The sequence below is a fragment of the Agromyces sp. MMS24-K17 genome (genome assembly GCF_043950245.1).
GTDB lineage: Bacteria > Actinomycetota > Actinomycetes > Actinomycetales > Microbacteriaceae > Agromyces.
This window is the reverse complement of sequence record NZ_CP171640.1, coordinates 472,553-494,328: the sequence shown is the minus strand read 5'-3', so window position 1 is coordinate 494,328 and position 21,776 is coordinate 472,553. Positions and strand designations below refer to the sequence as shown.

Genomic DNA, 21,776 nt, shown 5'->3' with positions numbered 1-21,776 from the left:
GTGGTCGCGGTCGTCGTCAGCGCACGACGGCCGCGACCGCGGCGATCTCCACGAGCGCGCCGGGCACGCCGAGCCCGGCGACCAGCGCGGCCGTCACCAGCGGCGGCTCGTCGGAGGCGAGCTCCGCCGCGATGGCGCCGTAGGCGGCTCCGAGGTCGGCCCCGGCGGCGATGAGCACCGTCCACTGCACGACGTCGTCGAGGGTCGCGCCGGCCGCCGCCAGCGCGGTCTTCGCGTTCGCGAGGGCGCGCACCGCCTGCGCGGCGACGTCGCCCTCGCCGACGAGGCGGCCCTCGGCGTCGACGGCGTCCTGGCCGCCGACGTAGATCGTCGTCGCGCCGGGCGGCACGACGGCGACGTGACTGAAGGCCGGGCTGCGGACCAGGCCGTCGGGACGGAGGCGCGTGATCGTGTCCATACCGCGAGGCTCGCACGGGCCACCGACACGCCCGGCCGGTCGCGCGGACGCGGCCGAGCGGAACGCGGCCCAGCGGGCGCGACGCGCCGGGCCGTGAGCGAGTCGTCCGTCGCTGGGGTAGAATCGATGAGCCGGATCGGTCCGAACAGGTCGCCCGGCGAATGCGGATGTGGCGCAGTGGTAGCGCATCACCTTGCCAAGGTGAGGGTCGCGAGTTCGAATCTCGTCATCCGCTCCAGATCGAAGGGGTGCGCCGAAGGGGGCGCCCCTTCGTCGTTCCCGGAGCAGTTCCCGGAGCACGCGCGGAGGCCGGCTGCGGATGCCCGAGCCGGCCCCGTCCGGGATCCCGGATGCCCGCGGAGCGGGAGGCATCCGCTCTCGTGGCCCCCGTTGCTACCGTGAGCCGCATGGCCGACCGACTGCCCGACGATCCGCGCTGGCCGCGAGCCGGCGACTGGCCGACGCCCGCCGAGGCGCTCGACGCCCGCGACGCGCGGGCGACGCGCGGGGGCGACGGGCGGCTCGACGTCACGCTGCTCGGCGTGCCGACCTGGCGAACCTCGCTCTCGCCGACCGGCGCGCACGCGACGCCCCCGGCGATCCGCCGGGCGCTCCGGCGCTACAGCCCGGCACTCATGCCCGACCGGTCGGGGCGCGCGGACGCGTCGTCCGAGGCGTCGTCGATCGTCGACCTGGCCGAGGTGCTCGGGTTCGCCGACGCCGGCGACGTCGACGAACCCGACGGCGAGGCCGGCGAGGCCCGGACGCGCGCTGCGGCATCCGACGCCCTCGCGCGCAGCCGCACGCTGGTCGCGCTCGGCGGCGACAACTCCGCGACCGTGCCCGTCGCGCTCGCCGCGTTCGGCGACGACCGCGCGCGCGCCGGGCTCGTCACGCTCGACGCCCACTACGACCTCCGCGACGGACGCTCGAACGGGTCGCCCGTGCGACGGCTCGTCGAGGCGGGCCTCGACCCGAGCCGGATCGTGCAGGTCGGCATCGCCGACTTCGCGAACTCCGCCGAGTACGCGCGCCGGGCGCGCGACCTGGGCATCACCGTCGTGCACCGCGACGAGCTGCATCGGCGCCCGATCGACGACGTCATGGCCGAGGCGTTCGCCGTCGCGGGCGCGGCGGGCGGGCCGGTGCACGTCGACCTCGACGTCGACGTGTGCGACCGGTCGGTCGTGCCGGCGTGCCCCGCGAGCGTGCCCGGCGGGCTGGCGGCGTGGGAGCTCCGCGCGGCGGCGCGGGCGGCGGGTGCGCACCCCGCGGTGCGGTCGGTCGACCTGGTCGAGATCGACGCGACGGCGGATGCCCCGGACGAGCGGACGGTGCGGCTCGCGGCCTTGTGCGTGCTCGAGTTCGCGGCGGGGGTCGCGCGGCGATCGGGCTCGGTGGTCGGGTAGCGGCCTACTCGATCGGCGATGGCGGTGACACCCGCACGCCGTCCTTCCACACCGCGCGCACGAGCGGCACGCCCGGGCGGTAGGCGACGTGCACGTGCGACGGGGCGCGGAGCAGCTGCAGGTCGGCGCGGGCACCCGGCGCGATGCGGCCGACGTCGGTGCGCCGCAGCGCGCGGGCGCCGCCCGCGGTCGCGGCCCAGATCGCCTCGGCGGGCGTCATCCCGAGGTCGCGTACGGCGAGGGCGACGCAGAACGCCATCGAGCTCGTGAAGCTCGAGCCGGGGTTGCAGTCGCTCGCGAGCGCGACGGTCGCGCCCGCGTCGAGGAGTCGCCGCGCCTCGGGCCACGGCTGGCGGGTCGAGAACTCGACGCCGGGCAGCAGGGTCGCCACGGTGTCGGATGCCGCGAGCTCGGCGATGTCCGCATCGGCGAGGTAGGTGCAGTGGTCGACCGCGGCGGCGCCGAGCTCGACCGCGAGGCGCACGCCCTCGCCCGGGCCGAGCTGGTTCGCGTGCACGCGCAGGCCGAGCCCCGCGGCGCGACCCGCCTCGAGCACGCGCCGCGACTGCTCGGGCGTGAAGGCGCCGCGTTCGCAGAAGACGTCGATCCAGCGGGCGTGCGGAGCGCACGCGTCGAGCATCTCGCCGACGACCAGGTCGAGGTAGGCGTCGGGCCGGTCGGCGTACTCGGCCGGCGGCACGTGCGCGCCGAGGAAGGTGACCTCGTCGGTGACCTCGCGCGCGAGGCGTACGAGCCGTTCCTCGTCGGCGACGGAGAGGCCGTAGCCGCTCTTCACCTCGAACGTGGTGGTGCCCTGCGCGTGCAGCTCGTCGACGAACCCCCTGAGCCGGTGTCGTAGCTCGTCGTCGGTCGCGGCGCGCGTCGCCGCCACGGTCGAGCGGATGCCGCCCGCCTCGTAGCGCCGCCCGGCCATGCGGGCGGCGAACTCGGCGGCCCGGTCGCCCGCGAACACGAGGTGCGTGTGGGAGTCGACCCAGCCGGGGAGCACGGCGTCGCCGTGGGCGTCGACGACGGTGGTTGAGCCGGTCGAAACCACGGGCGGGCGGTGGGTGGTTTCGACAGGCTCAACCACCGAGGCCTCGACCACCGAGGCCTCGACCACCGAGGCCGCCGGCCCTACCCACGCGACCCGCCCGTCCTCCACGAGCACCGCCGCATCCCGTACGATGCCGAGCGGTCCGGGTTCGGCGCCCGGCGTCGTCGGCTCGTTGGTGACGAGCTCCCCGATGTTCGTCACCAACACCCGCGAGCCACCTCGCGAGTGTCCAGTTCCGGTCACCTCGTCGGGTACCGATCGACCGGAACCGGACACTCGCGGGGCGGGCGTCTCGGAGGGCGAGGCGGGCGGGCGGGGCATCCGTCAGCCCTGCGCATCCGTCTCGAGCATGGGCACGCGCAGCCCGCGCTCGCGCGCGACCTCGACGGCGCGCTCGTACCCCGCGTCCACGTGCCGCATCACGCCCGTGCCGGGGTCGTTCACGAGCACGCGCGCGATCTTCTCGGCGGCCAGCTCCGTGCCGTCGGCGACGATCACCTGGCCCGCGTGGATGGACCGTCCGATGCCGACGCCGCCGCCGTGGTGGATCGACACCCAGGTCGCGCCCGACGCCGTGTTCAACAGCGCGTTCAGCAGCGGCCAGTCGGCGATGGCGTCGGAGCCGTCGGCCATCGCCTCGGTCTCGCGGTAGGGCGAGGCGACCGAGCCGGAGTCGAGGTGGTCGCGGCCGATCACGATGGGCGCCGAGAGCTCGCCCGAGGCGACCATCTCGTTGAACCTCAGGCCGGCGAGGTGCCGCTCCTGGTAGCCGAGCCAGCAGATGCGGGCGGGCAGGCCCTCGAAGTGCACGGCGTCGCCGGCCTTCTCGAGCCAGCGCACGAGCCCCGCGTTCTCGGGGAAGAGCTCCATGATCGCGCGGTCGGTCCTCCGGATGTCCTCGGGGTCGCCCGACAGCGCCACCCAGCGGAACGGCCCGCGGCCCTCCGCGAACTGCGGGCGGATGTACGCCGGGACGAACCCGGGGAAGTCGAACGCCCGCGAGAACCCGCCGAGCTCGGCCTCGCGGCGGATCGAGTTGCCGTAGTCGAAGACGGCGGCGCCGGCGTCCTGGAAGCCCACCATCGCCGCGACCTGCTTCGCCATGCTGCCGCGTGCGCGCTCGGTGAAGCCCTCGGGGTCGCGGGATGCCTCGTCGTGCCAGTCCTCGAACGCGATGCCGACCGGCAGGTACGTGAGCGGGTCGTGCGCGCTCGTCTGGTCGGTGACGATGTCGATCGCGACGTCGCCCGCCTGGTGCCGCAGCAGCAGGTCGGGGAAGACGACGGCGGCGTTGCCGACGACCCCGATCGAGCGGGCCTCGCCGGCCGCCCGGGCGGCCATCGCGCGCGCGACGGCCTCGTCGAGGTCGGTCGTGTACTCATCCAGGTAGCCGTGCGCGACGCGGCGGGCGAGGCGCGACTCGTCGACGTCGACGACGAGCACGGCGCCGCCGTTGAGCGTCACCGCGAGCGGCTGCGCGCCGCCCATGCCGCCGCATCCGCCCGTCAGCGTGAGGGTGCCGGCGAGGCTGCCGTCGGCGCGGCCGAGCGAGCGGCCGACGGCGCCGAACGTCTCGTAGGTGCCCTGCAGGATGCCCTGCGTGCCGATGTAGATCCATGACCCCGCGGTCATCTGGCCGTACATCGTGAGCCCGAGCGCCTCGAGCCGGCGGAACTCGGGCCACGTCGCCCAGTCGCCGACGAGGTTGGAGTTCGCGATGAGCACGCGCGGTGCCCAGGCGTGCGTGCGGAACACGCCGACGGGCTTGCCCGACTGCACGAGCAGGGTCTCGTCGTCCTCGAGGTCGCGCAGGGTGCGCACGATCGCGTCGTACGCCTCCCAGCTGCGCGCCGCGCGCCCGGTGCCTCCGTAGACCACGAGGTCGTCGGGGCGCTCGGCGACCTCGGGGTCGAGGTTGTTCATCAGCATCCGCAGCGGCGCCTCGGTCTGCCAGCTCTTCGCGGTGCGCTCGGTGCCGCGCGCGGCCCGGACGGTGCGCGGGGCGTGCGCGGTGTGCGCGGTGCCGGATGCGTCCGCGCCCGCGGGCGCGTCGGCGGTGCGGGCGGGGGCGTCGGATGCCTCGATCATGCCTCGATCCCATCGCACGGCCGACCGCGCGACAACGGGCGCCGAGGGCTGCCCGTCCGGGATCCCGGACGCACGGCGGTGCCCGCGGCGAGGTTCGGAACGGTCCGTTCACCCGCCGGACAGCCGCCGCTCGCGCAGTCGGCCTCTCGCCGCAACCCGGCGCGCGGATCATCCTCGCGAGCGGCAGCCCGGGCTGCCTTGACCGCAGAGGACCTCGTGACCGGAACGGCCGACCCCGACGCGCCCTCCGGCGACGGCCGCCGACGGGCCGGATCCGCCACCGGACGGGCGTCGTCCGCCACCGGGCGGGCGTCGTCCGCCACCGGATGGCTCTCGACCGCCGCGGTGCTCGCCTTCGTCGGGCTCGGCGCATGGATCTTCGGCGGCATGCTCGCGAACGCGGAACGCGAGGGCGGAGCCGCCGCCGTCGCGGGGCAGGTGCCGACGTGGAGCGTCGCCGGCACCGACACGACCCTCCCCGCGCCCGATGCGCCCGCCTCCGCCGGGTCGCCCGATTCCGGACCGGGAGCGCCCGCGCCGGCGGACCTGCGGGGCGGGACCGCGCCGGCGGGAACCGCGGCCCTCGTCGACGAGGCGTGGGCGCGCGACCGGTCGGCGCGGACGGGCGTGCCGCTGCGCGCGCTGCTCGCGTACGCCGGCGCCGAGCTCGCGATGGCCGCCGAGGCGCCGTCGTGCGGGATCGGCTGGACGACCCTCGCCGCGCTCGGGAACATCAAGTCCGGCCACGGCACGCACGACGGCGCGGTCCTCGGCGACGACGGCATCCCGCGGCCGGCGATCTTCGGGCCCGACCTCGACGGCACCGCCTTCGCGCGCATCGACGACACCGACGGGGGTTCTCTCGATGGCACGGCCGCGACCGACCGCGCGGTGGGCCCGCTCCAGTTCATCCCCTCGACGTGGCAGCGGTGGGGCGCCGACGGCGACGCGGACGGCGTCGTCGATCCCCAGCAGATCGACGACGCGTCGCTCGCCGCCGCGCGGTATCTCTGCGCCTCCGGCGACCTCACCGACCCCGCCGCCTGGCGCACCGCCGTGTTCTCGTACAACCACGTCGAGTCGTACGTCGATGCCGTGGCGGCCACGGCGAACGAGTACGCCGCGCTCGGTCGCGGATGACCGGGTCCGACGGCCTCATCTCGGCACGGTTCCGACTCGGCGAGCTCCTCGGCACCGGTGGCTCGGCCTCGGTGTTCGCCGCGGTCGACACGGAGTCCGGGGCATCCGTCGCCCTGAAGCTGCTGCACCCGCACCTGTCCGAGCGGGCCGCGGTACGCGAGGCGTTCTTCGAGGAGGCCCGCCGGGCCGAGCCGCTGCGGCATCCGAACCTCGCCGGCGTGCTCGGCGTCGGGACGCATGACGCCGACCCGCCCATGGCGTGGATCGCGTTCGAGCTCGCGCCGGGCCAGAGCCTCGCGGAGCACGTCGAGCGGCACGGCCAGCTCGACGTGGCGGAATCGCTCGCCGTGCTCGACGGCGTGCTGCGCGCCCTGGCGGCCGCGCACGCGATCGGGCTCGTGCATCGCGACGTCTCGCCCGCGAACGTGATGGTCGCGCCCGATGCGTCGGGCCGGATCACCGTCGACGGGGTGCGACTGCTCGACTTCGGCCTGGCGGACGCGGCCGGCCGTGCGGCGCTCGGCACCGACGTGCTCCGCAGCGAGGCGGCGCCCGGCGGCGGGCGGGCCGGCGTCATCGGCAACGTGAACTCCATGTCGCCCGAGCAGGTCCGCGGCGAGGCGGTCGACGAGCGCGGCGACCTCTACCAGGCGGGTGCGGTCGGGTACTTCGCGCTCACGGGGCATCCGCCCTTCGCCCGGGCGACCCCCGCGGAGACGATGCGCGCCCACCTGGTCGCGCCGCCGCCCGTGCCCTCCGTCCTGGACTCGCGCATCCCGCGACGGGTCGACCGCATCGTGGTGCGGGCGCTCCTGAAGGATCCCGCCGACCGGTTCGGCTCCGCCGCCGAGATGCGCGCCGCGGTCGCCGAGGCGGCCGAGTCGGTCGAGGCGGACGGCGGGCGGCGGCCGGCCGAGGCATCCGGCGGCCTCGCCGCCTCCCGGGTCGCGACCGACCTGATCAGGCCGCGGCCGGATGCCCCGACGCGCGTGCTCGGCAGCACCCGTGTCGAGGCGACCGCGCCGTCGACGCAGGCGACCGTGGTGCAGGCGCGACCGGTACGCCGCGCGCCGGGCACGGCGGGTGCGGCGGGCGCCACGGGCTCGGGAGCCGGCGGGCGCTCCCGGCCGCCCGCGACCCGGGTGCGGCGGCCGGTCGCGGGCTGGATCGTCGGACTCGCGCTCGCCGGAGCCGTTGCGACCACCCTCGCCCTCGCGGCGAACGCGCCGGCCGTGGACGTCCCCGGATCCGAGCCGACGCCGTCGGCCCCGGTGCCGCAGGTCGTCGCGTCGGCCGAACCCGAGCCGACCGCGACGCCGGGCGCGGAGGACGAGGCGCCGGTACCGCAGGTGCCCGTGCCCGACGTGGTCGCCGGGACCCTCGACGAGGCGCTCCGGGCACTGGCCGACGCGGGCCTCGAGGCGGGGACCTACACGGTCGTCGACTCGGAGCGCCCCGGCGACACGGTGCTCGCCTCGACGCCGTCGGCCGGCGAGCCCCTCCGTCGCGGCGCCGCGGTGGCCCTCACGATCGCCTCGGGCTTCAACCGCGTCCCGTCCGTCACGGGCCTCGGCCGCGGCGAGGCGCTCGCCGCGCTGCAGCGCGCCGGGTTCACCGTCGCGATCGGCAGCCGCCAGGTCGCCGGGGTGGCGGGCGGCGCCATCGTCGGCACCGAGCCGGCGACGGATGCGCAGCTGGCGCTCGGCACGACCGTCACGCTGCTCGAGGCCGAGACGCCGCCGCGGGCCACGCCGACCCCCACCCCGACGCCGACGCCGTCGGGCCCGCCGCCGTCGCGCGGCCCCGGATGATACGCGTCCGACCTCCGGAATGGCCCGCGTTCGGGGGGTGAGCACCGTCTCCTCACCTTCCGGACAGGTGTTCTTCACGTCCGGAGGGCCTGGTGCTCACCAACCGACCGGATCATGACGGCGAATCCCCGCCGCACGCACGATCGCCCCGATCGTGGCCGTCGGCGGCCCGACCGCACCGTGCGGGAGCCCCATGCACGCCACCCCCGAGGTCGCCGCCCCGGCCGACCCGACCGACCCGTTCGCCACCGAGGCCGCGACGGATGCCCCGGGTCCCGTCGCCGGCGCCAGGGTGGCCTTCACCGTGTTCCGGTCGGCCGACGACCCGATGCGGCGCGCCTGGGCGCACTTCCGCGACTCGCTCGGAGACGCCGGCCCGACGCGACCCGAAGCCGAGGCCGCGGCCGCGCGGGTGGACCGCCCGAACGGGCCGTCGGAACGCGTCGCCGTCGCCACCGCGGTCGCCGGTGCCGCCGCCGGTGCGGTCGCCGGCGCCTCGGGCTGCTGGCGCCTCCTCGCGACGAACAACCGCGAGCTCGCCCGCGGCTTCCTGCTGTACGACAGCTACGACGGCGCATCCCGCCACGTCCGCCGCCTCCAGCACGACGCGTCCGACCTCGTCGTCTCGCTCGTGACCGGACCGTCGAGCGGAACGATCGCCTGGTTCGCGGCCCACCAGGGCGTGGCCGTGATGACCTCGGGTCGCTGGTACCCGTCGACCTCCACCAGCGCGGAATCCGCCGCCCGCGCGATCGCCGCGCTCCCCGGCGCCCGGATCGCGTCGGAGGCGGACCGCAGCGCGCCCTCGGGGCGGTTCGTCCGCCGCGCGGGCGCGCGGGACGACTCGCTCGCATGGTGAACGCGTCGGCGTCCGCTCGCCGGGCCGGCCGTGCGGTCGCACTCGCCACACCGGATCCAGCCCTCGTTGCCGCACCCGACATCGCGTGTTCACGTCGGCCACGGATCGTGTCGTCTGCGATCGGCGCCGAATCCGGTCGCGTCCCCCGCCGAAGCCACATCCCGAGGAATCCGATGGTCCAGTCGTCGTGCCCGGCGGTCGCCCGGTGAGCGGCGCCCCCGAGCGCTCGCAGGCCGGCGAGACGACCGTGCTCCCTGGCCGCCCCGACCCCGAGGCGATGCATCCGCAGGAGGCGCGGTCGCTCACCTCGCGGCCCTCGCGGGCCGACGCCGCGTTCCGCCTGGTGAGCTACTCGGCAGGCGGCACGACCGTCGCGATCATGCTCGCCGTCGGCGTGTTCCTCTCCCTCCGAGCCGGCGACGCGCTGTCGGTCGCCGGGTTCTCGTTCCTCACCGAGCAGGCGTGGTCGCCCGAGACCGGCGAGTTCGGCATCGCGGCGGTGCTCTTCGGCACGGTGTCGATCGCGCTCATCGCGATGAGCGTCTCCGTGCCGCTCGCGCTCGGCACCTCCCTGCTCATCTCCGAGGTCGCCCCCGGCCGCGTGAAGTCGGCGCTGGTCTCGCTCGTCGACCTGATGGCCGCGATCCCGAGCGTGGTCTTCGGCCTCTGGGGCGTCTTCTTCCTCCAGGCGAACGTCATCCCCGTCGCCCAGTGGATCTCGACGTACTTCGGCTGGATCCCGTTCTTCGCCGTCACCGACGCCGACGGGAACCGCCTCACCGATGCGAGCGCGTACACGTCGTCGGCGTTCATCGCGGGCATCGTCGTCGCGCTCATGGTGGTGCCGACGCAGACCTCGGTCATGCGCGAGGCGTTCTCGCAGGCCCCGGTCGGCGAGCGCGAGGGGGCGCTCGCGCTGGGCTCGACGCGCTGGGGGATGATCCGCACCGTCGTGCTGCCGTTCGGCCGCGGCGGCGTCATCGGCGGCACGATGCTCGGACTCGGGCGGGCCCTCGGCGAGACGATCGCGGTGTACATGATCATCTCGCCGATCTTCACGATCAACTGGCAGGTGCTGAAGACCGGGTCGAACTCGATCTCGGCCCTCATCGCGCTGCGCTACGGCGAGGCCAGCCAGTTCGGGCTCTCGGCGCTCATGGCCGCCGGACTCGTGCTGTTCCTCATCACCCTGGTCATCAACTTCACCGCATCGTCGATCGTCGCGCGCAGCCGGTCGGGTGCCCAGAGCGAGGCATGATGAGCATCGAAGCGCCCCAGGCGCCGGAAGCGCACCAGACGCAGGCGCCTCCCGCGAGCGACCTGACCGAGGCGTTCGAGGCCGCCCCGACGACGTTCGAGCGGGTGGGTTGCACGAACACCCCGGGCGAGGCGACCGGCGAGGTCGGTCCGCGACGCGACGTGCGGTCGGCCACGGTCGACGACACGTTCAACCTGGTCGGCGCGCTCGCGGCAGGCATCGCGATCGCCGCGCTCCTCTTCGGCTGGCTGACTCCGATGACCGGGTTCGTCGGATGGGTCGTGGTGGCGTTCCTCGCCTTCCTCGCCGTCTACGCGTTCCTGGTGTCCCGCCGCGGCAACCGGCTCCAGGTGACCGACCGCATCGTGACGAGCCTGTTCGTGAGCGCGGGCGTGATCCTGCTCGGGGCGCTGATCTTCGTGCTCGTGTACACGGTCGTGCGCGGGCTGCCCGCCCTCGTCCATCCGAACTTCTTCATCGAGACGATGAAGTACGCCGGCCCGCTCGACCCGCTCGACGTCGGCGGCATCGCCCACGCGATCGTCGGCACGCTCATCCAGATCTCGATCGCGCTCGCCATCACGATCCCGCTCGGCATCGCGACGGCCGTGTTCATGAACGAGGTGGGCGGGAGGTTCGCGCGGTTCGTGCGCACCATCTCCGATGCGATGACGGCACTGCCGTCGATCGTGGCGGGCCTCTTCGTCTACTCGGCGATCATCACGCTGATCACGCACCAGCGCTCCGGCTTCGCCGCGTCGCTCGCGATCAGCGTGATGATGCTGCCGATCATCATCCGGGCGTCCGACGTCGTGCTGCGCCTGGTCGCGAACAACCTCCGAGAGGCGTCGTACGCGCTCGGCACGAGCCGGTGGCGGACGGTCTGGCACGTCGTGCTGCCCACCGCGCGCTCAGGACTCGTGACGGCCGTGATCCTCGGAACGGCCCGCGGCATCGGGGAGACCTCGCCCGTGCTGCTCACCTCGGGCGTGACGGCGGTGATGAACGTCAACCCGTTCGAGGGGCCGATGATCTCGCTCCCGCTCCAGGTGTTCGACTTCGTGAAGTCGCCCGAGCCGACGATGATCATGCGCGGGTTCGGCACGGCGGCGACGCTCATCGCACTCGTGCTCATCCTCTTCATCGTGGCCCGCGTGCTCGGCGGCAGGCCGCCCGGCGTGCTCGGACCGCGCCAGCAGCGCCGGGCGCGCGAGCGCTCGCGCGCCGACCTCGAGCGCATCGAGCAGGCCGCCGTCGCGGCATCCCCGATCGTCGCCCCTGACCACGCCCCGCCCCCCGAGGAGAACCCGTCGTGAGCCGCCGCCTGCACCGTCTGGGCGCCGCCGCGCTCGCCGTCGTCGTCCTCGCGCTCGGGGTGGGTCGCCCGGTCGAGGCCGCACACGCCGAGAGCTACGTGCCGATCTCGGGCACCGGCTCGACCTGGTCGCAGAACGCGCTCGACCAGTGGCGCAAGAACGTCGCCGCGAACTACGGCATGACGATCAACTACTCGGGTACGGGCTCGTCGGCCGGTCGCCGCGACTTCATCCAGGGCACGGTCGACTTCGCCGTGTCGGAGATCCCGTTCCAGGCGCAGCCCGAGGACAACTCGCCGCCCGAGGTGCCCACGCACGGGTACGCCTACATGCCGATCGTCGCCGGTGGCACGTCGTTCATGTACAACCTCAAGATCAACGGCAAGCGCGTGACGAACCTGCGCTTGTCGGGCGAGGTGATCACGAAGATCTTCACCGGGGCGATCTCGAAGTGGAACGACCCCGCGATCCAGGCCGACAACCCCGGCTTGGCGATGCCCGACAAGTCGATCGTGCCGGTCGTGCGCTCCGACGGCTCGGGCACGTCCGCACAGTTCTCGCTGTGGATGAGCAAGCAGTTCCCGTCGGCATGGTCGGCCGGGATGCGCAGCCAGTTCCCGGTCCCCGCCAACGGCAAGGCCCAGAACGGCTCGCTCGGCGTCGCCGGCTACGTCAGCCAGGACTACGGCGAGGGCGCGATCACGTACGTCGAGTACTCGTACGCCCTGAAGTCGGGCTTCCCCGTCGCGAAGGTGCTGAACAACGCCGGCTACTACATCGAGCCGACCTACCAGTCGGTGGCGGTGGCGCTCATGGGCGCGGCGATCAACCCCGACCTGTCGCAGAACCTCGACGGCGTCTACAACAACGGCGACCCGCGCACCTACCCGCTCTCCAGCTACTCGTACATGATCGTGCCGACCGAGGTCGCCGGCATCTTCACGACCGCGAAGGGCGCGACCCTCGGCGCGTTCGCGACGTACTTCCTCTGCGAGGGACAGCAGCAGGCCGGCGCGCTCGGCTACTCGCCCCTGCCGATGAACCTCGTCCGTGCCGGCTCCGAGGTCGTCAAGCGCATCCCCGGCGCGAACGCTGCCGGCATCGACCTGAACGCGTGCAACAACCCGACCTTCAAGCCGGGGGAGAGCGAGTCCGACAACCAGCTCGCGAAGAACGCGCCCCAGCCGGCCGCGTGCGACAAGCAGGGCCCCGATCAGTGCGTCACCGGCACCGCGGGTGCGCTCGAGGAGACGCCCGTGACGGGCTCGGGCGGCGGCGGCTCCGCCGCGGGCACGGGCGGCGACGCCGCCGCAGCGGGTGCGGGGACCGCGGCAGCGGCGACGGCCGACGGCGAGGCGATGTACGACGCCAACGGCAACCTGATCTCGGGGTCGACGGTCGCCGGCAGCGCCGTGTCGTCGCCGTTCACCCTGGCCGACACCGGGTGGGGCACGCCGCAGCTGCTCATGACGGTCGCCGCAGGCATGCTCCTGGTGGCGATCGCCCTGCCGCCGCTGTTCTCCAGGCGGCTCCGACGCGGGGGCGGCGCGGGCCCGTCCTGACCGGGCGGCGTCCCCCCGACCAAGCGGCCCCGGCCCCGTCCACGCCGGCCCGTCCACTCCGGTCCGAACCCGCCGCGCCCGCACCCGAGCAGGCGCGCCGAGCCGACCCTCGTCGCGCCCGCGATATGGCAGATGACCGGGTATTTCAGCGTGTGTGGATTCGGACATGCACCGACACGGCGTCGTTGAGCAACCGTTCATCCGAGCGTCACGAACCGCCCATAGCTTCAACCCGCCGGCAGGAACCTGCCGCCCGTCCTCGTGGAGGAACCTGTGCAGAGTAGACGTCCGGCCCGGCGCCGTCCGCGGCGGATCGCGGCCGGATCGACCGGGCTCCTGGCGGGGGTGATCGCCGTCGCGCTGGTCGCGGTCTCCGGCGTCGTCGTGGCCGCCTCGGCGGCGCACGCGGAGGGCTCCTCGGCGGTCACGGTCACCGCGAAGGAGCAGGACCCGGCATACACGGACGCGCCGTTCCCCGACCTCGCCGTCACCGTCTCCCAGACCCAGGACCTTCGCCAGCAGGGCATCAAGGTGAGCTGGACCGGCACCGGCGGCCACCAGTCCGTGCCGGGCAGCTCGTCGAGCGGCGGCAGCTGGTTCCTGCAGGTCTTCCAGTGCTGGGGCGACGACCCGGCCGACGCGACGCGCCCCGACCGCACCACCTGCCAGTACGGTGGCGTCGCGTCGCGAGGGAGCACGCGGGACAGCACCCGGCGCCAGGAGTTCGACGGCATCCCCGCCGAGGACCAGCCCTACTCCGCGCCCCGGGCGAGCGCGTTCGAGGGCGCGTACACCTCCATCCCGTTCCGGGCCCGCAACGGTGAGGTGGTCGACTCGATCACGACGAACGACGGCGGCACGAAGGTCCACGACGCGAACGTCGACGTCAACAACAACCGGTTCTTCAACGTCAACTCGACGAACGAGGTGCCGTGGGCCGGGTCGGGCGCCGACGGCACGGGCGCGATCTCGTTCGAGGTGCAGACGACGATGCAGTCGCCCGGCCTCGGCTGCGGCGACCCGGTGGATATCGACGGCGAGGTCCGCGGGGCGTCGTGCTGGCTCGTCGTGCTGCCGCGCGGGCAGGCCGACAACGGGGCGCCGGCGATCACGCAGTCCGGCCTCTTCTGGGACAGCTGGAAGCATGCGCTCGCCGTGAAGCTCGACTTCGCCCCCGTCGGCGCCCGCTGCGCGGTCGGCGCCGCCGAGCGGCAGCTCGCGGGCAGCGAGATCGCCTCCCTCGCCGTGCAGTCGTGGCAGCCGCTCCTCTGCCGGCAGCAGGACGGCGCCGTGTTCTCCCACCTCGCCAGCGCGGAGTCCGACGCGCTCCTCGCGGCCGACACGACCCAGGATGCCGCGCTCGCCCTCGCGAGCTATCCGCTGGCCGACCAGTCCGGCGACCTCGTCTACGCCCCCGTCGCCCTGTCGGGCCTCGCGATCAGCTTCGCCGTCGACCGCAACCCGGACCCGCTCAGCGAGGTCCCCGACGAGTACGAGGCATCCGCTCGGCTGCCCTTCGACGACCTCAAGCTGACGCCGCGCCTGCTCGCCAAGCTGCTGACGAACTCCTACTGGGGGTCGCTGCCGACCGAGGCGGACCGCTCGTACCTCGATCCCGACAACCCCGAGAACCTCACGAAGGACCCCGAGTTCCGCGAGATCAACGCGCCGGAGTGGTCCTACCAGTCGCTCCTCTCGCCCGCGATCGCCGATTTGCTGATGCCGCAGGGCCGGTCGGATGCCGCGACCGCCGTGTGGCGGTACATCATGGCCGACCCCGAGGGCGCGGCCTTCATGGCCGGCGAGCCCGACCGGTGGGGCATGACCGTGAACCCCTGGTACGCGACGGACGCCGCGAGGAACTCGAGCGGCACGGCGTTCTCGGTCCCCCGCGACAACTTCCCCAAGGCGGACCCGCTCGAGTTCACCCCGGCCGGGCAGGGCGCGCTGAACATCGTCACCTGGCGTCCGTACGTCAACGACCTCGACGCCTCCGCCTACCTGACGCTGCGCGGCGACGGCCAGCGCCTGGGCGCCTGGGACCCGAACTCGGCTCCGCCGAAGTACGGGAAGTCGGGCCGCGACCTCCCGGGGTTCCAACGCGTGCTCGGGATCACCGACGCGAGCGCCGCGGCGCGGTACGAGGTGCACGTCGCCGCCCTCCGCAACCCGGCGGGCGAGTACGTCGCCCCCACCGAGGCGGGCCTGCTCGCCGCCGCGGCGGCGATGCAGCCGGTCGGCGCGGGCGGGGTCGTGCGCGCCTACGACAGCGCCTCCGACGCGGCGAAGGGCTCGGCGGCCGCGTACCCGCTCGCGATGCCGGTGTACGCGGCGGCCAACCCGGCCCGACTGAGCGCGGACCTCCGCCAGGACTACGCGCAGTTCATCCGGTACGCCGTCGCGGACGGCCAGAGGCCCGGCGCCGCCCTGGGCGAGCTCCCGGCGGGCTACGCGCCGGTGCCGGACTCGTGGGTGGTCCAGGCCCAGGCGGCTGCGCAGCAGATCGAGTCGGGCCCCGCCCCGAAGCCGACCACCTCGACGCCCGCGTCGACCGGTGGCTCCGTGACGACCGCGCCGGTCGGCGCCGGCACGGCGTCGCAGCCGGTCCAGGCGGCACCCGCCCCGGCCGACCCCGCCGCGAGCGGCGCGTCCAGCCCGGCGCTCAGCGGCGGGACGACGCCCGTGGATCCGGTCGTGGACGTCGCTCCTGCGATCCCGGCCGCCCTCCTCCTCGGCGTGATCGCCGTGGTCGTCGCGTGGCTCGCGTCACGTCGACGGCCGATCAGAACGTGAGCCGCCGCGAGGCGGACTCCCGCCGGGACGTGTTCGCGACCCGGATCCAACACAGATAAGGACAGCAATGAAGATCAAGAAGGTGGCTGCACTCGGTGCAACCGCTGTGGTCGCTGCCGCCGGTATCGCCTTCTCGGCGGCTCCGGCCTATGCGGACCCGGTGAGCGACGGGTACGTGATCGTCGGGTCCGACACCCTCCAGGACGCGGTCGGCGCCCTGGCGAACGGATTCAAGAACGGCGCGAGCACCGTCCGCACGACCGGCCTCGGCAAGGTCGTGTCGTCGTACGACGCGTTCGCCCCGGGCATCGCGGGCGGCATCGGCACCGTCCAGACGAAGCCGGCCGGCCCGACCTTCCCGCGCCCGTCGGGCTCGGGCAACGGCAAGAGCGCGCTGATCGCCTCGTACACCAACACGCCGTGGAACATCAGCTCGACCGCGCTCTACGTGAACGCCGGCCTCGCGGGCACGTACACGATCAACGGACAGATCGACGCCTCGCGTACGTCCAGCGAGGGCACCGTCAACGCGAGCGGCACGTACCAGTACCTCCCGTTCGGACAGGACGCCGTCTCCTACGCGTTCAAGGCCGGTTCGGGCGTGAGCGCGGCGTCGCTCAGCTACGTGGCCTCGCTGAGCACGGCGCAGCTCAACGCGATCTACACGAGCGCGTCGAACACCGCCGTCCCCGGACAGGCGGACGTGATCGTCCCGCGGCTCCCGCAGAGCGGCTCGGGCACGCGGAACTTCTGGCTGCAGGTCCTGAACGGCGGGTCCGGGTCGATCACGCCGGGTGCGGCATCGAACCCGTCGGCCACGACGCTGCCCGAGAACAACGGCAACGTGCTGAACCCCGGTGCCGGCGAGATCCAGGTCATCCCGTTCTCGGCGGCCAGCTACATCGCGCAGGCGAACGGCGTCGCCGCTGCCAACACCACGAGCGGCATCACGCTCGGCAGCCCGAACGGCGTCGCGGCGACGACCGGCACGGCGCCGAGCCTGGCCGGCGTCAGCGCGTTCTACAACGGCGCGTACGGGCGCACGACGTACATCATCGTGCCCTGGGCGCGGATCACGTCGGGCCAGCCCGGCTACGACGCCGGCCTCGCCGCCGCGCTCAACCCGTCGAACCTGACGAGCCTCACGTACTGGGGTTCCTCGCCCCTGCCCTCCACGGCCAAGGCCGTGAAGATCAAGTTCGGCTTCCAGGAGCCGGCCAACGCTGCATACCGCGCGAACTAGCGACGCGGCCCCGACTCGATCATCGAATGCGAAAGGCAGTTCAGTGAACAACACGAAGAAGCTCGGCATCGCCGGGCTGGTGACCGTCGCGCTGGCCGCGCTCGCGGTCGTCGCTCCGACGGCCGCCTACGCCGACAGCTCCGTCGCGCCCACCGTCGGCTCCGGTGCCGGCCAGACCGATGAAGCGGTCTACCTCCTGGACGAGAACGGCGTGCCGTTCGCGGGTGGGACCGTGCTCCAGTGGGGCGACCAGCCCTTCGCCGGCCCCTCGGCGACGGACCCGCTCGCGGTGTTCACCGCGCCCCCGGCAGCGGATGCCGACTCGTGGTACACGTTCATCTCCCCTCGCGGGCAGGAGCGGGACTACACCGCGTGGAACGGGTACTCGTACTGGGGCGGCAGCGCCGACGTCGCGCTCGCCGCCGTCAGCCCGGCGAACCTCGTCGTGACCGGCACGGGGTCCCCGGCGGGTGCCGCGGCCGTCGCGGCGCAGGGCGGTGACTGGTCGATCGGCCTCGCGTTCGTCAAGGGCACGGAGGTCACCAAGGTCGCCTTCAGCTACGTGACGATCACGGCAGGCACGCCGTCGACCGCGACGTACACCTTCTCCCAGCCGGTGGCCGACACCTCGGTCGCCCCGGCGATCACGACCCAGCCGGCGAACGCCACGGTCAACCCCGGGGCGACCGCGACCTTCACGGCCGCGGCCTCGGGCTCGCCGGCGCCGACGGTGCAGTGGCAGTCGAAGGTCGGAGCGGGCAGCTTCGCCGACGTCGCGGGTGCGACGGGGGCGACGCTCACCGTCTCGAACGCGACGCTCGCCCAGTCGGGCACCCAGTACCGCGCCGTGTTCACCAACTCGAAGGGCTCGGCGACCACGGATGCCGCGACCCTGACGGTCGCCCAGGTCGCCCCGACCGAGCCCACCGGCTCCGCTCCCGGCAAGGTGACCATCGCCGACCCGGCCAAGGGCGCCACGACCGTGACGGTTCCGGCCGGCGCGGGCCACGAGTCCCAGACCCTGCAGGCCTGGGGCTGGTCCGACCCGACCAACCTCGGCCAGGTCACGACCGACGCCGCCGGCACCGCGGTCGTGGACATCACGGGCCTGCCCGCCGGTGCCCACACCATCGGCCTCACCGTGCCCGGTGACGCGACCTTCACGGTCGTCGCGTGGGGCACGATCGTGATCCCGACCGTGGTCGGCGACCCGCTGACCGACACCGTCGACGTCCAGGCGACGGTCACGGCGAGCGACCTCTGGGCGCTCGAGGCCGAGAACACGAAGGTCGACTTCGGCTCGGTCGCGCGCAACGCGAGCGCCACGGCGAAGCTCGGCAAGGTCACCGTGATCGACGACCGCAACGTGCTGAAGGGCTGGAGCCTCGACGCCGCGTGGTCGGACTTCACCAAGGGCAGCGACGTGATCCCCGCTTCGGCGCTCACGCTCAAGCCGCAGGCCTACGCGGGCTACACCCCGCTCGCCGGCGTGACCATCCCCACCGCGGTCGGCTCGAAGATCGCGGAGAGCACCGCCGTGTCGACGGTGCCGACGGGCGCCCTGCTCGACGCCGACCTCACCTTCACCGCTCCGGTGACGGCGCAGGCCGGTGAGTACCACTCGACGCTGACACTCACGCTCACCTCCAAGTGAGCTGACGTCGGCTCGACGCCATGAGCCCGATGGGAAGGCCGCCCGCGGCCTTCCCATCGGTGCGTCCCCGGTTCGGGGCATCCCGGCCGGGTCCTCATCTCCGGGACAGGTCTCGCTCCCGCCTCGTTCACCTCCGCGACGGATGCTCGTCGCCCTCACCTGCGCAGATTGACCGGTGCACACCTTGCCTCGCAGCACACGCGCGCGCCTCCTCCGGGGTGCCGTCGCCCTCGTGTTCGCCCTGGCCGCGACCGTCGGCCTCCTCCAGCCCGCCCTCCCCGCCACCGCGGCCGAGGGCGACAGCACGGTCGGCGTCGCGACGCGACCCGCCGGTGCCGACGGCCGCCCCGACGGGCGGACGCGATTCTCGTACTCCGCCGATCCCGGCCAGACCGTGTCCGACCAGGTGCTCGTCGGCAACACGGGCACCGAGACGCGCGACTTCACCGTGTACGCCACCGACGCGTTCAACGCGCCCGACGGCTCGTTCGCCCTGCTCGCGACCGCGCAGACCCCGACCGCCGTCGGCGCGTGGGTGCGCTTCGAGAACGGCGAGGACCGCATCCGGTTCTCGCTGGCGCCCGACGAGGTGCGCCTCGTGCCCTTCACGGTCGAGTTCGCGGCCGACGCCACCCCGGGCGACCACGTCGGCGGCATCGTCGCGTCCGTCGTCGACGAGGGGCAGCAGGTGAGCCTCGACCGCCGCGTCGCGACCGCCGTCTACGCCCGGGTGTCGGGCGAGCTGCAACCGCAGCTGACCATCGGGAGCTTCGACGCCGCGTACGAGGGCGACTGGTGGAACCCGTTCGGCGGCACCGTGAAGGTCCGGTACTCCGTGACCAACCCGGGCAACGTCGCCCTCGCGGCCAACGTCACGATGGGGGTCGCCACGTGGCTCGGCATCCCCGCGGCCGGGAACGAGGGCGGGAGCATCCCGGTGCTGCTGCCGGGCAACTCCGCGTCCTACGAGTTCGACCTCACGGGCGTCGGCCAGTGGGCGTACCTGAACCCGCACGCGCGGCTGAACCCGTTCGTCGACACCGACGACGCCGATGCCCAACTGCTGGCCGTCGCGGGCACCACGAGGGACACGGTGACGTGGACGGTGCCGTGGGCCCTGCTGGCGCTCCTCGCGGCCGGCGCGCTGGTCTTCCTGTTCCTCCGCTGGCGGCGCCGTCGGGATGCCTCGCGCGCGCAGGCGTGGATCGCGTACACCGAGCAGGAGGCGCGCCGGAAGGCGGCGCAGGCGGCCGGCGATCCCGAACTCGCAGGCGCAGGCGCAGGCGCAGGCGCGGGCGCAGGCGCAGGCCCGAGCTCGGGCGCCGGCAGGGCGGCGGGTCCGTGACCGCACCACCACTCCGGCGCGGGCGCGGGAGCGCGACCGTCGCGCGCGGCGCCGCCGTGCTCGTGGCCCTCCTCGTCGGGGCCCAGCTCGTCGGGGCACCGCTCGTCGCCGGCCCGGCGGTCGCCGACGACGCCGAGCCCGCCGACGGCAACCTCCTGGTCGTCGTGACCGACGGCACCCCCACGCCGACGCCCACGCCCGGGCTCGGGTCGGGAGGGCTCCCGCCGGGCGGGTCGGTCGTGCCGCGGACCGGCTCCGGCACGGGGTCGACGCCTGCGGGAAGCACCGGTGGCACCCAGCCCTCCCAGCCGGCCGCGGACCCGGCCTCGACCCTCCCCGGCGAGCAGCTCGCACTCCTCGTCAGCGGCGTGAAGGTCGTGAACCGGTCGTCGCTCAACCCCTTCGTCGGTGCGCTCGCGCTGGAGGTCACCGTCAGCAACCTCTCGGAGGAGACGGTCGAGGTGGGCGCCGACTTCGGCGTCGCGAACGTCCTCGGGATGCAGGTCGCCGACGCGACGCGCACGGCGACGCTCGAGCCGCAGGAGGAGCGCACGATCTCGGTGCTGCTGACGGGGCCGGTGCAGCAGGTGCTCGTGAACGCCACGGCCGAGCTCACGCCGCCGGAGACCATCGGCGGGGTGGAGCAGAAGCCGGTCCGTCGCGACGCCTGGACGCTCGCGGTGCCGTGGCTCCTCGTCGGCGTGCTCGTGGCGGTCGGCGGATCCGCGGGACTCTTCCGTCGCCTCTGGGGGCGGCGTTGAGCGGCCCCGCAGCGCCCGACCACACGCAGGTGCTCGACAGCTTCAGCCCGGAGACCTACGACCCGGCCGACGACTGGCCGCCGCCGACGGGCCGGATGAAGCCGCCGAAGCCGCCGAGACCGCCGAAGCCCCCGAGGCGGCCCCCGCTGCCGCCCGCCGAACTCGCGCCGCTCACGACGACGCAGGCGCTCATCCGCAGCGTCGCCGCCGTGCTGGCAGGTCTCCTGCTCATGTTCGTGCTCCAGCTCGCCGTGCTCAGCCACCTGCAGCACTTCGCCGCGCAGCAGCGGCTGCTCGACACGTTCCGGGCCGAGCTCCAGGCCGGTACGGCGCCCGTGAGCGAGGGCGACTTCGAGGACCACCTGCTGCCCGACGGCGCGCCGGTCGCGCTGCTGTCGATCCCGAGCCTCGGGGTCGAGGAGGTGGTCGTCGAGGGCACCTCGGCCGCCGAGCTCGCCGGCGGGCCGGGGCATCGGCGCGACACCGTCCTGCCCGGCCAGGCGGGCGTCAGCGTCATCATGGGTCGTGCGGCGGCGTACGGCGGGCCGTTCGGCGGCATCCAGCGCCTCGTCCCCGGCGACGAGATCACCGTTCGCACCGGCCAGGGGCTGCAGGAGTTCGAGGTGATCGGGCTGCGCTACGCGGGCGATCCGACGCCGCCGGCGCCGAAGCGCGGGGAGAGCCGCATGATCCTCCAGACCGCGCGCGGCGCGCCCTTCGTGCCGTCCGGGATCGCGTACGTCGACGCGCAGGCGACCTCGGCGGCGCAGCCCACGGGTGCCCGGCAGACGACGACCCTCACGCTGCCGCCCGAGCACGCCGCCCTCGCGACCGACACGACCACCGTGTGGGCGCTCGTCTTCGCGCTGCAGTTCCTGCTCGTCGCCGAGGTCGGCGCGGTGTGGAGCTTCCGCCGCGTCGGCGCCCAGAAGACGTGGATCGTCTTCGTCCCGGTGCTCCTGCTCGGCGGCCTGCTCGTGGCCGACCAGGTCGCTCGGCTCCTGCCGAACCTCCTCTGAGTCGAACCCGCCCGGACCCAGAACCCGCCCGAACCCGCCCACC

General features: G+C 74.1%; 16 protein-coding genes and 1 tRNA gene. 14 read left to right on the top strand and 3 right to left on the bottom strand.

The annotated features are described in order from the left end of the window. Positions 1-16: 16 nt before the first annotated feature. Positions 17-418 (bottom strand): RidA family protein, encoded by a 402-nt coding sequence (locus tag ACGGZK_RS02130; protein WP_395244619.1) that lies wholly within the window; start codon positions 416-418, stop codon positions 17-19. A 163-nt stretch (positions 419-581) separates the two neighbouring features. Between ACGGZK_RS02130 and ACGGZK_RS02125 the strand changes: the two genes are divergently transcribed. Both ACGGZK_RS02125 and ACGGZK_RS02120 read left to right on the top strand, forming a co-directional pair. Continuing rightward, positions 582-656: transfer RNA gene (locus tag ACGGZK_RS02125), tRNA-Gly, on the top strand. Between the two features lie 169 nt (positions 657-825). Then, positions 826-1,827 (top strand): arginase family protein, encoded by a 1,002-nt coding sequence (locus ACGGZK_RS02120; protein ID WP_395244618.1) that lies wholly within the window; start codon positions 826-828, stop codon positions 1,825-1,827. Between the two features lie 4 nt (positions 1,828-1,831). On the opposite strand, the gene hutI is transcribed toward ACGGZK_RS02120, so the two are convergent. Both hutI and hutU read right to left on the bottom strand, forming a co-directional pair. Beyond that, positions 1,832-3,085 carry an imidazolonepropionase gene (gene hutI / locus ACGGZK_RS02115; RefSeq protein WP_395244617.1) on the bottom strand — a complete coding sequence of 418 codons (1,254 nt, stop codon included), beginning with the start codon at positions 3,083-3,085 and terminating at the stop codon, positions 1,832-1,834. A 123-nt stretch (positions 3,086-3,208) separates the two neighbouring features. Next, entirely contained in the window at positions 3,209-4,972 is a 1,764-nt protein-coding gene (gene hutU, locus ACGGZK_RS02110; protein ID WP_395244616.1) for a urocanate hydratase, read from the bottom strand. 198 nt (positions 4,973-5,170) lie between these two features. Here hutU and ACGGZK_RS02105 point away from each other — a divergent pair, with 198 nt between their 5' ends. From ACGGZK_RS02105 to ACGGZK_RS02050, 12 genes are all read left to right on the top strand, one after another. Next, positions 5,171-6,112 carry a lytic murein transglycosylase gene (locus tag ACGGZK_RS02105; RefSeq protein ID WP_395244615.1) on the top strand — a complete coding sequence of 314 codons (942 nt, stop codon included), beginning with the start codon at positions 5,171-5,173 and terminating at the stop codon, positions 6,110-6,112. After that, a complete protein-coding gene (locus ACGGZK_RS02100; RefSeq protein WP_395244614.1) occupies positions 6,109-7,923 on the top strand; it encodes a PASTA domain-containing protein in 1,815 nt (604 codons plus the stop codon). The genes ACGGZK_RS02105 and ACGGZK_RS02100 overlap by 4 nt, the downstream gene beginning before the upstream one ends. 193 nt (positions 7,924-8,116) lie before the next feature. Continuing rightward, entirely contained in the window at positions 8,117-8,782 is a 666-nt protein-coding gene (locus ACGGZK_RS02095) for a hypothetical protein (protein ID WP_395244613.1), read from the top strand. A 205-nt stretch (positions 8,783-8,987) separates the two neighbouring features. Continuing rightward, positions 8,988-10,040 carry a phosphate ABC transporter permease subunit PstC gene (gene pstC / locus ACGGZK_RS02090; RefSeq protein WP_395244612.1) on the top strand — a complete coding sequence of 351 codons (1,053 nt, stop codon included), beginning with the start codon at positions 8,988-8,990 and terminating at the stop codon, positions 10,038-10,040. Continuing rightward, positions 10,040-11,356 carry a phosphate ABC transporter permease PstA gene (gene pstA / locus ACGGZK_RS02085; RefSeq protein WP_395244611.1) on the top strand — a complete coding sequence of 439 codons (1,317 nt, stop codon included), beginning with the start codon at positions 10,040-10,042 and terminating at the stop codon, positions 11,354-11,356. Before pstC ends, pstA begins: the two co-directional genes overlap by 1 nt. Beyond that, entirely contained in the window at positions 11,353-12,918 is a 1,566-nt protein-coding gene (pstS, locus tag ACGGZK_RS02080; RefSeq protein ID WP_395244610.1) for a phosphate ABC transporter substrate-binding protein PstS, read from the top strand. The genes pstA and pstS overlap by 4 nt, the downstream gene beginning before the upstream one ends. A gap of 273 nt (positions 12,919-13,191) precedes the next feature. After that, positions 13,192-15,711: a hypothetical protein gene (locus tag ACGGZK_RS02075; protein ID WP_395244609.1), complete on the top strand. Its 2,520-nt coding sequence runs from the start codon at positions 13,192-13,194 to the stop codon at positions 15,709-15,711. A gap of 67 nt (positions 15,712-15,778) precedes the next feature. Beyond that, a complete protein-coding gene (locus tag ACGGZK_RS02070) occupies positions 15,779-16,954 on the top strand; it encodes a hypothetical protein (protein WP_395244608.1) in 1,176 nt (391 codons plus the stop codon). Between the two features lie 43 nt (positions 16,955-16,997). Further along, positions 16,998-18,608: an immunoglobulin domain-containing protein gene (locus tag ACGGZK_RS02065; RefSeq protein WP_395244607.1), complete on the top strand. Its 1,611-nt coding sequence runs from the start codon at positions 16,998-17,000 to the stop codon at positions 18,606-18,608. 175 nt (positions 18,609-18,783) lie between these two features. Then, on the top strand, positions 18,784-19,953 hold the full coding sequence (locus ACGGZK_RS02060) for a hypothetical protein (protein WP_395244606.1): 1,170 nt from the start codon (positions 18,784-18,786) through the stop codon (positions 19,951-19,953). Continuing rightward, complete coding sequence (locus tag ACGGZK_RS02055) at positions 19,950-20,714, top strand: hypothetical protein (RefSeq protein WP_395244605.1); 765 nt, start codon at positions 19,950-19,952, stop codon at positions 20,712-20,714. Before ACGGZK_RS02060 ends, ACGGZK_RS02055 begins: the two co-directional genes overlap by 4 nt. Then, positions 20,711-21,733, top strand: a complete 1,023-nt coding sequence (locus tag ACGGZK_RS02050) for a sortase (RefSeq protein ID WP_395244604.1) — start codon at positions 20,711-20,713, stop codon at positions 21,731-21,733. The genes ACGGZK_RS02055 and ACGGZK_RS02050 overlap by 4 nt, the downstream gene beginning before the upstream one ends. Positions 21,734-21,776 lie beyond the last annotated feature (43 nt).

Bases quoted from the DNA above. Each gene is read 5' to 3' on its own strand.
- ACGGZK_RS02130 (WP_395244619.1), bottom strand. From the start codon at position 418: ATGGACACGATCACGCGCCTCCGTCCCGACGGCCTGGTCCGCAGCCCG.
- ACGGZK_RS02120 (WP_395244618.1), top strand. From the start codon at position 826: ATGGCCGACCGACTGCCCGACGATCCGCGCTGGCCGCGAGCCGGCGAC.
- hutU (WP_395244616.1), bottom strand. From the start codon at position 4,972: ATGATCGAGGCATCCGACGCCCCCGCCCGCACCGCCGACGCGCCCGCG.
- ACGGZK_RS02100 (WP_395244614.1), top strand. From the start codon at position 6,109: ATGACCGGGTCCGACGGCCTCATCTCGGCACGGTTCCGACTCGGCGAG.
- ACGGZK_RS02095 (WP_395244613.1), top strand. From the start codon at position 8,117: ATGCACGCCACCCCCGAGGTCGCCGCCCCGGCCGACCCGACCGACCCG.
- pstA (WP_395244611.1), top strand. From the start codon at position 10,040: ATGAGCATCGAAGCGCCCCAGGCGCCGGAAGCGCACCAGACGCAGGCG.
- ACGGZK_RS02070 (WP_395244608.1), top strand. From the start codon at position 15,779: ATGAAGATCAAGAAGGTGGCTGCACTCGGTGCAACCGCTGTGGTCGCT.